Below are 14,345 nucleotides of genomic sequence, written 5' to 3'. Positions count from 1 at the left end.
ACAGATAAATGGATAAGAATACATTCACAGGATTATTCCTGATCATGATCATCCTTGGTGTTGGCGTTTTCTTAATGAAGCCAAACGAGGCCGAGATCAAAAAAGAACAATTAACCGTTCACCAGGACTCTATAAAAAAAGGCCTGATAAAAACGCCTGTTAAAGCCGATACCACAAAAGCTAAAATAGCAAAGGTTGATTCCGCTACATTGAAAGGCCCGTTTGGCAGCGCCATTAGCGGCAACCAGCAATTTGTTACTTTAGAAAATGCTGACGTACGCGTAAAATTAAGCACCAAAGGTGGCCGTGTTTACAGCGCCGAGCTTAAAAACTACCTTACATACTATAAAAAGCCCCTGGTATTGTTCAATGGTGATAACAACACCTTTGGCCTTAACCTTAACGCTGCCGGTAAAAACTTTAACACCAATGACCTTTACTTTACGCCAAGCGCGCCTTCATTAACGGTTGCAGGCAAAGATTCGTCATCGGTAACTATGCGTTTAAGCTACAGCCCAACGCAGTATATTGATTATGTATACAGCTTAAAAGGCACCGGCTTTAAAGTTGGCTTAACCATCCGCTCAACCGGTATGGACCAAGTTTTGGCTAACAGCAATGTATACAGCCTTAACTGGAGCGCCAGCTTAAACAAACTGGAGAAAGACCTTAAACAGGAGCGCCAGTACTCTACCGTTTACTATCGCAATACCGACGGCGATGTTGACTACCTGTCTGAAGCTAAAGACGAACAGAAAAACATTGCCGATAAAAAGATGCAATGGGTAGCCTTTAAACAACACTTCTTCTCCAGCGTACTGATCGCTAAGGATGGCATCAGCAAATCAGACCTTGGTGTGGTTACCAACGTTGCCGATACCGCGTCTGTTAAAGATATGAAGGCCGGCCTGCAGTTAACCCGCGATGCCAGCGGTGCCGTGCCATTGGAGTTTTACTTTGGCCCTAACCAGTTCAACGTATTAAAAAGCCAGGGATACGATCTGCAAAAGATCATCAACTTAGGCTGGGGACCGTTAAAATACATTAACCAGTTTGCGGTATTACCGGTATTTAACTTACTGAAACAGTTTAACTGGAACTACGGCTTAATTATCCTCGCGCTTACTGTGTTACTGAAACTGGTGTTATCGCCACTTACCTATAAATCTTACCTGTCAATGGCTAAGATGCGTGTAATTAAGCCGGAAATGGACGAGATAAAAGCTAAAGTTGGTGAAGATAACCCTACCCTGTTACAGCAGGAATATCTTAAGCTTTACAAAAAAGCTGGTGTAAACCCGCTGGGCGGCTGCTTGCCTTTACTGCTGCAAATGCCGATTGTGATCGCCTTCTTCCGTTTTTTCCCAAGCTTGTTTGAGCTTCGCGGACAAAGCTTTTTATGGATGCATGACCTATCCACGTATGATGATGTGATCAAGTTTTCAACTAACATCCCTATCATAGGTAACCACATCAGTGCAATGTGTTTGCTGATGACGATATCTACGTTGATCTATACTTATTTCAACAACCAGATATCGGGCGCTACAGGGCAAATGAAGTACATCGGTTACATTACACCGTTCATCTTCTTTGCAACACTGAACAGCTACCCTGCCGGTTTGAACTACTACTACTTCCTGGCTAACATGTTCACCTTCTTACAACAATATCTTATCAAATTTATGGTTGATGATAAGAAGATACATGCCCAGATACAGGAAAATAAAAAGAAACCAGAAGACCCTAAAAAGAAAAAATCTGGCTTCGCTGCTAAAATGGAAGAAATGATGCGTCAGCAACAACAGATCCAGGCGAAGAAAGGTAAATAAGTTGATGAGTGATTGGTTAATTAGAAATTAGTTAGCCTTCGATATACAAGCCCGACATTTTATAATTTGTCGGGCTTTTTATTTGAATACGTTGTCATGGTGAACCTGTCGAACCATTAACCACTATGCAAGAGACCTTCGACAAGCTCAGGTTGACACCACTGAGAGCTTCCCGCGCTCGCACTCGTTAAGCGCCGTCCTGGAGGGCGCCTATACGTCATGGTGAGCCTGTCGAACCATTAACCACTATGCAAAACCTTCCACACGGTTGACATGTTGAGGTATACATATTAATGCGCCGGCCCAACACTACACCTCAATTAAACATACATCAATCAAACAAACAAGCGGTTTTTGCCTTATTCCTACTAACAATAAACAAAGTAGGCACACCGCCACCGGCCTCATATATTTAAGATATATAACCGTGGGTACAGCTCTTTACCGGCATTAGTAAATAACGGCACCAGGCAATTAATCCATTATACTGGGTGAGCCATAGGTTGTTACTGACTTTACATTACTGGCCTCAAATTTTTAGTTTAATGGATACACGCGAAATTATTACCATTACCATCGTTTTAGCCGCGGCCTTCGCCTATATCAACCATCGTGTAATCAAGTGGCCGCCAACTATTGGCATTATGGCCCTTTCGCTAATCAGCTCAATCGCGTTGGTGTTTCTTGGTAATTCCCGTTGGTTGCTGTCTGCAAAGGCAGTGCAACTGGCCAACTCGGTTGATTTTCAGGACGTACTCATGAACTTTATGCTCAGCTTCCTGCTTTTTGCAGGAGCCATCCATATTGATGCCGGTAAGTTAAAAAGAGAACGCTGGCCGGTGCTGCTGCTGGCAACCATCGGTATACTTATTTCCACATTTGTTGTAGGCGGTATGACGTGGGGCCTGTTTAATTTGTTTAATACCCCAGTACCATTTATTTATTGCCTGCTTTTTGGCTCGCTTATCTCCCCAACCGACCCCATTGCCGTTATGGGAATTTTAAAGCAGGCAAAAATACCTTCATCGCTGGAAGTAAAGATAGCCGGCGAATCGCTGTTTAACGATGGCGTGGCCGTTGTTATTTTTATCAGCATCGCACAAATAGCGCGCTCTACAAGCGGGGATTTTAACGCGATAGACATAGGGCGCTTGTTTTTGCAGGAAGCCGTAGGTGGCCTGGTTTTTGGTGCTTTGCTCGGCTACATTGGCTTTTTGGCACTGCGTTCCATTGACGACTATAAGGTAGAAGTACTGATCACGCTCGCCATTGTAATGGGTGGATATACCCTGGCATCTCATTTACATATTTCCGGGCCGCTGGCTATGGTTATCGCGGGAATTATCACCGGGAACAAATCAAAAGAAATGGGCATGTCTGACCAGACAAGGGATTATCTGGGTAAATTCTGGCACCTGGTAGATGAAATACTGAACGCCGTGCTGTTTCTGTTCATCGGCCTGGAAATGCTCATCATCAAAATTCACCCAACGGTTATGGTTATCGGCGCTATCAGCATTGTAACTGTACTTTTAGCGCGCTGGATCTCTGTTATTATACCGGTTAGCCTCTTAAAGTTTAAAATTAAGTTTGAGAATAACGCGGTTGCCATACTTACCTGGGGTGGTTTGCGCGGGGGCATATCCGTTGCGCTGGCGTTATCACTCAGCAGTAACATGTACCGCGATGAGTTTGTGCTCATCACCTATATCATTGTGGTGTTCTCCATTCTGGTACAGGGCTTAACTATTGGCAAACTGGCAAAAAAGCTACAAACTCACAATTAGCGGCTTATGAATCAACTTTCTAAAAAATTACAGTATTTTTTTACACACCGTTTTAATTTACAGGATGATAAGGCCGACGAAACTGAAATTATTACGAGCATACGTAAGAATATTGATTTTAGGGGAGCCAACCTCTGGGCGCTTATTTTCGCCATATTTATCGCCTCTATCGGCCTCAATGTAAACTCCACTGCGGTAATTATAGGCGCCATGCTGATATCGCCCATTATGGGGCCGGTAATGGGTATAGGTTTAGGTATCGGTATAAACGACCTGGCCATGGTGAAGAAAGGGGGTAAAAACCTGTTGGTTGCCACTCTTGTAAGCGTTATCACTTCGAGTATTTACTTTTCCATCACGCCGCTGCACGAAGCGCAGTCTGAATTGCTTGCACGCACATCGCCATCAATCTGGGATGTGTTTATCGCTTTCTTTGGCGGCTTAGCCGGTATGGTTGCCGCATCACGTAAAGAGAAAAATAATGTGGTGCCGGGTGTCGCCATCGCCACAGCCTTAATGCCACCGCTATGTACCGCGGGGTTTGGCATTGCAACCGGAAACTGGTTATACGTTTTGGGTGCCATCTATCTTTATTTTATCAATAGCGTATTCATCGCCATTGCTACTTACCTGATGTCGCGCTACCTGAATTTGCAGCGTACCCATTTTGATGACCCTGCCGTACAAAAAAAGGTGAGCCGGTATCTAATCATTATTGTGGTGGTAACCATATTGCCCAGCATTTACATGGCTTACCGCATTGTAAACAAAAGCATTTTTGAGAATAATGCCCGCAAGTTTGTTGAACAGGAATTTCATTTTAATAATACGCAGGTAGTTTCCAAAACTTTCACTTATACCAACGATAAAAAAATGATAGATATTTTACTGATAGGCTCGGTATTGGATAAACCGGTAATTGACTCCCTAAAGCACCGGATGAACGGCTACCGCTTGCGTAATGTGCAGCTAAACATAAGGCAGGGACTTAACGCGAGGCAGGAGATAGACTTTTCGCAGATAAAAGCCAGCATTCTTGAAGATGTATTTAATAAACAAACCAAACCTGATACGATAAGGCTGACACCAAAACCAATTAACCATGACAGTACCGTACTCGCAGAACTAAGGGTGTTTTACCCATTGGTAACCAATTTTGGAGTAAGCAAGATAGCTGTTCAACGCGCCGACACCAACCTGGTAGATACGCAACGTGTGGCGCTGATTCGTTTTAGTAAACCAAAACCCAACGCTGATATTCAAAAACTACAGGCATGGTTACAGAAGAGGTATAATTCCCCTAAACTTAAGTTAGTTGCGCAGTAAGGTTAGGCAAGTGAGAAGGTAATTAAAATCCGTTTCATCGCGAGCGATAGCGCGGCAATCCCATGCGACAAGCAGATCGCATGGGATTGCCTTTTTATAAGAGAACACCCTGATAAGAGCCTTTCGGTCTTTTCCAACTTCTGGGCTTTTTAAAATAAAGACTAATTTTATTAGCAATTATATTTACATTTGTTATTACCATGTATGCAATTGTAGATATAGAAACGACGGGAGGGCATGCCAGCGCTAATGGCATCACAGAGGTGGCTATTTGCATACATGATGGCAAAAAGGTTATCCGCAGGTTTGAAACGCTGGTTAACCCGCAGCGTGATATACCCGTTTACATCAGCGCGCTTACCGGTATCACCAATGAAATGGTGCAGCAAGCACCGCTTTTTGAGGATGTTGCCCACGAGATATTCCATCTGCTTAAAGGGCAGATATTTGTAGCGCATAATGTTAATTTCGACTACTCCTTTCTCCGTTACCATTTAAGCGCGGCGGGTTACGATATTAACCTGAATAAGCTTTGCACTGTGCGTTTAGGGCGTAAAATTATGCCGGGTTTGATGTCATACAGTTTAGGTAAACTGTGTTCGCGTTTGGGTATACAAAACAATGCCCGCCACCGTGCCATGGGCGACGCGGAAGCTACGGCTCAATTGTTCTCCATCTTGTTGAGCAAAGACAATGATAACCACATTAGCAAAGCGCTTAAACAAAACAGTAAAGAGCAGGTACTGCCCGCTAATTTACCCAAAGCCGATATTGAAGCACTGCCGGCAAACCCCGGCGTATACTATTTTCATAACCAGCAGGGCAAGGTTATTTATGTAGGCAAGGCTAAAAACCTGCGTAAACGGGTATGCAGTCATTTTACCGGTAATAACCCTAATTTACAGCGGCAGGAATTTTTAAAGAATATTTATCGCGTAAGTTACCAGGTGTGCGGCACAGAACTCATCGCCTTCGTATTGGAAGCGGTAGAGATCAAAAGGCTGTGGCCAAAATACAACCGATCGTTAAAGCGCTTTGAAAATACCTTTGGCATTTACATGTATGAGGACCAGCGTGGTTACCTGCGCCTGGCGGTGGATAAGCACCGTAAGCATATGCCGGCTATTTATGCCTGCAACTCGCTGCTGGAGGGGCATAACCTGCTCCATAACCTCATAGAAACTTTTGGCCTGTGCCCTAAGCTTTGCTTTATCCAAAAGAACGATCAGCCATGTATTGGCAGTAATGTTGGCCAATGCGCATGCGAGGGAAATGAACAGCCGGATGTTTACAACTCAAAAGTACTGGCCGCGTTGGAGCAATTAAAACAGGCCCTGCCCACTTTTGCTATCAGGGATGAGGGCCGCACAGATGATGAACACAGTTGCATCCTGATAGAAGAAGGCCGCTTTTATGGCATGGGTTATATTTCGCATTATTACAATGCGGATAACCTGCAGGCCCTTAAAAATTACCTCACCCCCTATCCGGGTAACGATTATATCCGCAATATGGTAACCGGCTATGCCGACCGCTTTCCGCAGCGTAAGGTGATGTTTGCCTGAGTCGGCCTACCCTATTTATTACACTAAGCCCCTGTTCCAAAAGCGTTCCGCGCGGAACGCTCAGTTAAAGTTCGGCAATATGGTAACCGGCTATGCCGACCGCTTTCCGCAGCGTAAGGTGATGTTTGCGTAGGACCCCGACCTATCCCCTTACACTAAGCCCCCGTTCAAAAAGCGTTCCGTGCGGAACGCTCACTTAAAGTAAATTGGTGGTTATTAATCAGCATGCTTAAGTTTTTTATTAAAGCATGGTGGCATAGGTGTGTCAGTAGTAAACATACTCATTATCAATATATTAAAATTGTACCACTTGTGTAAACATTTAATATGGAACACCTGAATAAGCACGAGGCACCAATACACTTAGCTATGCATCACCAACGGGCTATCACCAACTACCAACGAGTGGCAAACAAAGCATTTTCATTCTGGTTAATATATTATCATTTAATAATCAATTCTACTACCTATGGATAGCATTAACCAGCAACAACCCGAAAATAATTTTGAAAACCTGGAAGGCAACGAAGCCTGGAAAAAAATGAAGGAACTGGCAGAAGCCGCGTCGAGCTGTTTCTTTTGCAGTAACATCAAAACCGGCTTACCTTTCTCTACCAGGCCGATGTCGCCCCAAAAGATTGATGACAACGGCGACTTGTGGTTCCTGAGTGCCGACGACAGCCATAAAAACGAAGAAATAGGCAAAGACCCATTTGTACAGTTGTTATTTCAGGGCTCAGCACATTCCGATTTCCTGAATGTATATGGCACCGCGGAGATCAGTAAAGACAAAGAAAAAATAAAGGAACTATGGCAACCTATCTTAAAAACATGGTTTACCGAAGGCGAAGATGACCCGCGTATCACTGTAATTAAAGTTACGCCTACCCAGGGTTACTATTGGGATAACAAACACGGCAACGCCATAGCCTTTGTAAAACAACTGGTAGGTGCCGCCCTTGGCAAAACGCTTGATGACTCTATTGAAGGGAAATTGGAAGCTTAAATCTTGAAGAGAGGCAGGAATCAGGATATCAAGAGTCAAGACACATAATTTTTGTCTTGATTCTTGGCTCTTGATTCTTGATTCTAAATAACCCCTGCTTTTTCCAGCTCTTCCCACATTTGCTGTTGCAGCTTAAGCGCCTCGTTACGGGCGGCCTGGGCAAAATCTTCGCCATTGCTGGCATATATAATACCCCGGGAAGAGTTAACAATCAATCCACAATCTTTTGTCATCCCATACTTGCAAACATCCTGCAGACTGCCTCCCTGGGCACCAACGCCCGGTACCAACAAGAAGTTATCAGGGGCATGCCTTCGGATATCAGTAAATTCGGTGCTTTTAGTAGCGCCTACCACATACATGATTCTGTCGGCACTTGCCCAGGTATTCGCTTTTTTAATTACAGTTTCGTAAAGGTAGCCGTCTCCGGTATTTAAATATTGAAAATCCTTACTGCCAACAGAAGAGGTTAAAGCCAGTATAATTACCCATTTACCCTCATACTTAAGATAGGGTGTAACGCTATCATTACCCATGTAGGGTGTTACGGTAATGGCATCAAAATCCATCCCGGAGTTTTCCTGATCAAAAAAAGCTTTAGCATAATTATCAGACGTATTACCAATGTCGCCCCTTTTGGCATCTATAATGCTGAGGCAATTCTTTGGAATATACTGCGCTGTTGATATAAGGCTTTGTAAACCTTTTAAACCCCGGGCCTCATAAAACGCAGCATTAGGCTTGTAAGCAATGCATATGTCATGTGTGGCATCAATAATACGCTTATTAAACTCGAAAACCGGGTCTGGATAATCCTTCAAAAAATTCGGTATCTTGTCAAGATCCGTATCAAGCCCTACACATAAAAACGATTTTTTTTGTTTGATCTGGGCAATTAATTCTGCGCGGGTTATCATAGGGATATATATTTACAGGTACAAAACTAAAAAATTATAGGGAATGCTTATTTTTTTAATAAATTTGCATTTCAATATAAATTATTTATCATTGCACTGTTTTCCTGAATTATTTCTTGCACTAAAGAAACAATTTTAGCTTCCACGTTATTTATTATCTATTCTAATATTTGCCTGGGTTAACGTTGCATATATCAGGACTTTCAAACAACTTTCATAAAAAATCCTTTTTGAACTATAATTCATAACATGTCTGAGACAACCGAATTGAACGACAAACTCGTTTCTGAGTTGCGCGAAATTGCTAAAAGCTTAGGTATTGCAGAGGCTGACGATTTACGTAAAGCCCAACTGATATCTACCATTGTTGAGCAGCAAAAGCTAATTGAAGTAGCCCGGGAACAACAAAATACAGTAAACAGCAATTACGCTGAAAAAAATACGCCCCCTGCCCCTGATACCGACACAGATATTGCAGAAAAACCACGCAAACGTACGCGTACAGTAAAAGGTAAAACTGCCAGAACCGAAGTGCCGCTGGATGATACTAACCTATTTGACCAGCCTGAGGAACAAACGGCTACCGATAACGAAGATACTACAGCTACTGACAACAGCATAAATACGGAAGTTACCGCTGCCGAGCCACAATCAGGCCAGCCGGAAACAACTGTTCCGGAAAGCCGCCCTCAGAAGTTTGACAAACGGAATAACAATAACCACAATAATCAGCAGCAAAAGGCACAAGAGCCCGCTATCAACCTTGATTTTGATAATGTAATTGTTAACGAGGGTGTGTTGGAAATTATGCCCGATGGTTACGGTTTCCTGCGTTCATCTGATTATAATTACCTTACCTCTCCGGATGATATTTACGTATCACAATCGCAGATCAAGCTCTTCGGTTTAAAAACCGGCGACACGGTTCGTGGTAGTATACGCCCGCCAAAAGAAGGTGAAAAATATTTCCCGCTGGTACGTGTAGAGGCAATTAATGGCCGTATACCCGCAGAAGTACGCGACCGTGTACCTTTTGACCACTTAACACCGCTTTTCCCATCAGAAAAATTAAGCCTGTTTACCGATCCTAATAATTATTCGACCCGTATCATGGACCTGTTCTCGCCGATAGGTAAAGGTCAGCGTGGTTTAATTGTGGCGCAGCCTAAAACAGGTAAAACCATGTTATTGAAGGATGTAGCTAACGCGATAGCCAAAAACCATCCTGAGGTTTATCTGATCATCTTACTGATTGATGAGCGCCCTGAGGAGGTAACCGACATGGCCCGCAGCGTACGCGCAGAGGTAGTATCATCTACATTTGATGAACCTGCTGAACGCCACGTAAAAATTGCCAACATCGTATTGGAGAAAGCTAAACGTATGGTAGAATGTGGCCATGATGTGGTGATCCTGCTTGACTCTATTACACGTTTGGCACGTGCTTATAACACCGTTGCTCCGGCATCCGGTAAAATATTATCGGGTGGCGTTGATGCAAACGCGTTACACAAACCTAAACGCTTCTTTGGTGCGGCCCGTAATATTGAGGATGGCGGTTCACTAACCATAATTGCTACGGCGCTTACCGAAACAGGCTCTAAAATGGACGAGGTGATCTTTGAAGAGTTTAAAGGTACCGGTAACATGGAATTACAGTTGGATCGTAAACTTTCTAACAAACGTATATTCCCTGCTATTGATATTACCGCGTCCAGCACCCGCCGCGACGATCTGCTGCTTGATCGTGATACGCTGCAACGCATCTGGATATTGCGCAACCACCTGGCCGACATGAACTCACAGGAATCAATGGAGTTTTTACAGGCACAGATACGTGGCACCAAAACAAACGAAGAGTTCTTAATATCAATGAATTCATAATATTTTCGCACAAAAAGGAGTTATAAATAACATAAGGTTAATTGTAACTCCTTTGCGTATTTGTAAATTTTGTGATACCTTCATAACATCATGAGGCGACGGGTAAAAAAACATCTTCCGAATGCAATTACGTGCGCAAACTTGTTCAGTGGCTGCATTGGCATTGTTTTTACATTTCAGGATAATTTAATATTTGCCGCTTACGCTATTTTCCTTGCCGCCATTTTTGACTTTTTTGATGGCTTTGCTTCCCGCGTACTGCAATCGTTCTCGGGTATAGGTAAGGATCTGGATTCACTTGCAGATATGGTAAGCTTTGGCGTACTCCCATCAGCCATTATGTATATGCTCATGTTGCAAACCAGACAAATTCAACATGTTAGCGAATGGTTAAATTTTATCGCCTTCCTGATACCTGTATTTTCAGCCCTAAGGTTGGCCAAGTTTAATAATGATACCCGCCAGGCCGAAAGCTTTATTGGCCTGCCTACACCAGCAAACGCGATTCTTATTGCTTCTATCCCTCTAATATTGGCGCAGTATAATAATTTAACACCTTATGTGCTTAACCCGTATGTCTTATCAGTATTCATAGTGGTGATGTGTACGCTTTTGGTGGCTGAGTTACCACTGATGTCGTTAAAATTCAAGAACAAGGATTTTAATAAAAATTTTTACCGCTATTTATTACTGCTGTTTTCGGCAATACTCATTCTATTTTTTAAATTTGCAGCAGTTCCGGTGGTTATCGTAATGTATATCACCCTTTCATTAATTCAATTAAAATTTACAGATCATACGGTGATCAGCGGTTCAAAAAAATAATTGCTAAGCGGTATCATCTTAACTACACACAATGAAAACATTTCTGGCCGAAATTGACGTAATGCCTAAAAAAGAAATTCTTGACCCACAAGGTAAAGCTGTTACCGGCAGCATGAAAAACCTGGGTTTATCAGAAATACAAAATGTTCGTATTGGCAAACATATTTCATTAGAAATAGAGGCAGATAACGAAGCTACTGCAAGCGCAAAAGTTGATGAAGCCTGCAAAAATCTTTTAGCTAACCTCATTATGGAGAGCTATAATTTTACTTTAACAGAGAAGTAGTATTTAGTCTGAAGTTCAGTCGGTAAGTCCGAAAGCAGCTTCAAAGACGACATATAAAAGAAAAGCAAGCACTGGCTTGGCTTGCTCTTTCTTTTATATGATATTTCAATTTCCGGACTTACCAACCTTGAATATTACTATTCCTAAAGATTTGCTTCTTTTTCTGCCTTTATCTTCTGTAACTCCAAAAGGTTATGGTTCACGGTTGCTTTTACCTCATTAAATTTATTAAGTACCGCGGCTACGTCAGGCGTGCCGGTTTTACAGGCCAACTCTACCTCCTGTATATTGGCTTGGCTAAGCGGCATACCAAAAAAACCCAGGTTGGGTTTTAATTTGTGTGCAGCTGACGCAGCCGTTGTCCAATCACCAGAGTTAATAGCATCTGATATCGTATTGAGTAATAAAGGTGTTTGCTCAAGGAATAACCCGATAGAATCAACAATAAACTCGTCGCTTCCATCGGCAATTTCATACAAAAATGAAAGATCAAGGTCTTTATCGGGTGAAAAATCAGACATTTAAAATTGGTTGTTGTGTATTCAAAAATATATTTTTTTTACAATTAAGCTATCAGTGAGCTCAGTTTTTAAGTGTTGCACTGTTTTTTTTAATGCCGGATGCACCAAATCTGGTGCCAGTTCAACCAAAGGCTCTAAGGTAAAGCGCCTGTTATGTAACTGCGGATGAGGCACCTGCAGGTCGGGTTCATCAATTACCTCATGGCCGTAAAATAAAATATCAATATCAATTACCCTTGAGCCCCACTTTTCTTCCCTTACACGGCCTAAAATCAATTCAATATCAAGCACGGTTTGCAAAACCTCATGAGCAGTAAGTTTGGTTTGTACGAGTAACACCTGGTTAAGATAATCAGGCAAGGTAGTTACGCCCCAGGCCTGCGTTTCGTAAACCGACGACACCTTTTTTATATACCCCACTCTCTCCGATACATATTTAATTGCCTCATCCAAAAACAGTTTCCGGTCCCCAAGGTTACTTCCCAAAAGCAAAAAAACATCAACCATGTTGTAACAAATATTAAGCACAAAGCTCTTAATAAATATGCATTTACTAAGTTTGCATAACATATATACTTGATTTTACACACTTAATGAAACAATTCTTCAAATTTGTACTGGCAACCGTAGTGGGCATTACCCTTGTTTTTGTTATTGGCTTTGCAATTTTGCTGGGTATTATTGCCGCAGCGGCCGGTAGCGAGAAAGCGGTACAGGTTGAATCAAACTCTATTCTACACATCAAATTTGATTACCAGATAAACGAACGCACGCCCAACAACCCCTTCAATAACCTGCCTTTCTTTGGCGACAGGAAACGTAACCTCGGGTTAAACGACATCCTCACCAGCATAAAAAAAGCGAAGACTGACGATCGCATAAAAGGCATATTCCTGGATGAAAGTTATATGATGAACGGGCAGGCCACTACCGAAGAAATACGCAACGCCTTGCTCGACTTTAAAAAATCAGGTAAGTTTATTATGGCCTATTCTGAAGTATACACACAGGGTTTTTATTACCTGGCATCCGTTGCCGACAAGGTATATCTTAACCCAAAAGGTATATTTGAATTTAAAGGCTTTAGCTCGCAGATCACTTTTTTAAAAGGCGCGCTTGATAAATTAGGTATTGAGGCCCAGGTAATAAAAGTAGGTACCTATAAAAGCGCTGTTGAGCCTTTTGTACTTACCAAAATGAGCGATGCCAACCGTACGCAGGTTACCTCATACCTTAACGCCATGTACGGCCATTTCCTGAGCGGCATTAGTACTGCCAGAAATATTAACAAGGATACCTTATTTAATTATGCCAACAGCGGCCGCATACAATTACCCGAAGATGCGCTTAAATATAAACTGGTAGACGGCCTTAAATATAAGGATGAGATACTTGACGACCTGAAACACAGAACCGGTAAAGCTGTAAAAAATGATGTTGCCAGTGTTGAGCTGGATGATTATACAAAAAGTGAGATAGACGCCACCACAAATCCTAAAGAAGTAACCGCGAACAAACGCATAGCCATTGTGTATGCCTCAGGCGAGATCTCTGGCGGCGAGGGTGATGATAACAGCATCGGATCTGAAACGATCTCGAAAGCGCTGCGTAAGGTACGTACCGATGATAAGGTAAAAGCTGTAGTATTAAGAGTAAACTCCCCCGGTGGCAGCGCCCTGGCATCAGACGTGATATGGCGCGAGGTTATGCTTACCAAAAAGGTAAAACCAATTATTGTATCAATGGGCGATGTTGCTGCGTCAGGCGGATACTACATCTCCTGCGCTGCCGACTCTATTTTTGCTGAACCGAATACTATTACAGGCTCAATAGGCATATTTTCTATTTTGCCTAACATGCAAAAGCTGTTTAACGATAAGCTGGGTGTTACCTTTGATGGCGTAAAAACGGGCAAATTCGCTGATTTAGGCGATGTTAGCCGCCCCCTTACTCCGGAAGAGCGCGCATTATTGCAGAATGATGTAAACCACGGGTATGATACTTTTACAAAAGCAGTAGCCAACGGGCGTAAAAAAACACAGGCTTATATTAATAGTATTGGGCAGGGCCGCGTGTGGACAGGAACACAAGCATTAAGCATAGGCCTGGTTGACCGCCTTGGAAATATTAACGACGCCGTAAAATGCGCCGCTAAAAAAGCCAACTTAAAAGACTATAAACTGGTAAGCTATCCTGAACAAAAAAGCGCACTTGATAAATTTGGCGAAGGCCTCAGCGCTGAAGTAAAAGCGCACTTTGTTAAAGCCGAACTTGGCGAAAACTACCGTATTTACGAGCAAATTAAAAGTGTTACCAAAATGATGCGCACCCCGCAAATGCGAATGCCATATGATATTGTGATACAGTAAAAAGAATTAACAAAAAAGGCCGCTTTT

The 14,345-nt window shown here is 42.6% G+C and carries 12 protein-coding genes; 9 read left to right on the top strand and 3 right to left on the bottom strand.

Going from position 1 to position 14,345, the window contains the following annotated elements; genetic code table 11:
* Window positions 1–8 precede the first annotated feature (8 nt).
* The 5 genes from yidC to CKK33_RS09580 all read left to right on the top strand — a co-directional run bounded on the left by yidC (window position 9) and on the right by CKK33_RS09580 (window position 7,516).
* Window positions 9–1,832, top strand: coding sequence for a membrane protein insertase YidC (yidC, locus tag CKK33_RS09600; RefSeq protein WP_095703896.1), 1,824 nt, complete (start codon window positions 9–11; stop codon window positions 1,830–1,832).
* 545 nt (window positions 1,833–2,377) lie between these two features.
* Window positions 2,378–3,619, top strand: a complete 1,242-nt coding sequence (locus CKK33_RS09595; RefSeq protein ID WP_095703895.1) for a sodium:proton antiporter — start codon at window positions 2,378–2,380, stop codon at window positions 3,617–3,619.
* A gap of 6 nt (window positions 3,620–3,625) precedes the next feature.
* The gene (locus tag CKK33_RS09590; protein WP_095703894.1) at window positions 3,626–4,945 is read left to right on the top strand and encodes a DUF389 domain-containing protein; all 1,320 of its coding nucleotides are present in this window, start codon (window positions 3,626–3,628) and stop codon (window positions 4,943–4,945) included.
* Window positions 4,946–5,145: 200 nt separating this feature from the next.
* Window positions 5,146–6,510, top strand: a complete 1,365-nt coding sequence (locus tag CKK33_RS09585) for an exonuclease domain-containing protein (protein ID WP_095703893.1) — start codon at window positions 5,146–5,148, stop codon at window positions 6,508–6,510.
* Window positions 6,511–6,979: 469 nt separating this feature from the next.
* Window positions 6,980–7,516: a pyridoxamine 5'-phosphate oxidase family protein gene (locus CKK33_RS09580; RefSeq protein WP_095703892.1), complete on the top strand. Its 537-nt coding sequence runs from the start codon at window positions 6,980–6,982 to the stop codon at window positions 7,514–7,516.
* Window positions 7,517–7,599: 83 nt separating this feature from the next.
* Here the strand turns inward: CKK33_RS09580 and pyrF are convergent, their stop codons facing one another.
* On the bottom strand, window positions 7,600–8,430 hold the full coding sequence (gene pyrF, locus CKK33_RS09575) for an orotidine-5'-phosphate decarboxylase (RefSeq protein WP_095705808.1): 831 nt from the start codon (window positions 8,428–8,430) through the stop codon (window positions 7,600–7,602).
* A 252-nt stretch (window positions 8,431–8,682) separates the two neighbouring features.
* On the opposite strand from pyrF, the gene rho reads away from it, so the two are divergent.
* The 3 genes from rho to purS all read left to right on the top strand — a co-directional run bounded on the left by rho (window position 8,683) and on the right by purS (window position 11,428).
* Window positions 8,683–10,317, top strand: a complete 1,635-nt coding sequence (rho, locus tag CKK33_RS09570; protein WP_095703891.1) for a transcription termination factor Rho — start codon at window positions 8,683–8,685, stop codon at window positions 10,315–10,317.
* Between the two features lie 90 nt (window positions 10,318–10,407).
* Window positions 10,408–11,142: a CDP-diacylglycerol--serine O-phosphatidyltransferase gene (pssA, locus tag CKK33_RS09565; protein ID WP_095703890.1), complete on the top strand. Its 735-nt coding sequence runs from the start codon at window positions 10,408–10,410 to the stop codon at window positions 11,140–11,142.
* Window positions 11,143–11,173: 31 nt separating this feature from the next.
* Entirely contained in the window at window positions 11,174–11,428 is a 255-nt protein-coding gene (gene purS, locus CKK33_RS09560; protein WP_095703889.1) for a phosphoribosylformylglycinamidine synthase subunit PurS, read from the top strand.
* 143 nt (window positions 11,429–11,571) lie between these two features.
* On the opposite strand, the gene CKK33_RS09555 is transcribed toward purS, so the two are convergent.
* Together CKK33_RS09555 and folK are read right to left on the bottom strand one after the other, a co-directional pair.
* Complete coding sequence (locus tag CKK33_RS09555) at window positions 11,572–11,949, bottom strand: Hpt domain-containing protein (RefSeq protein ID WP_095703888.1); 378 nt, start codon at window positions 11,947–11,949, stop codon at window positions 11,572–11,574.
* A 21-nt stretch (window positions 11,950–11,970) separates the two neighbouring features.
* A complete protein-coding gene (folK, locus tag CKK33_RS09550) occupies window positions 11,971–12,456 on the bottom strand; it encodes a 2-amino-4-hydroxy-6-hydroxymethyldihydropteridine diphosphokinase (RefSeq protein ID WP_095703887.1) in 486 nt (161 codons plus the stop codon).
* Window positions 12,457–12,542: 86 nt separating this feature from the next.
* Between folK and sppA the strand changes: the two genes are divergently transcribed.
* Window positions 12,543–14,318: a signal peptide peptidase SppA gene (sppA, locus tag CKK33_RS09545; protein WP_095703886.1), complete on the top strand. Its 1,776-nt coding sequence runs from the start codon at window positions 12,543–12,545 to the stop codon at window positions 14,316–14,318.
* Window positions 14,319–14,345 lie beyond the last annotated feature (27 nt).

It is taken from the genome of Mucilaginibacter sp. MD40 (assembly GCF_002288635.1).
Classification (GTDB): Bacteria; Bacteroidota; Bacteroidia; order Sphingobacteriales; family Sphingobacteriaceae; genus Mucilaginibacter.
Note: the sequence above shows the minus strand (reverse complement) of the source record. Positions and strands in the feature narration are given on the sequence as shown.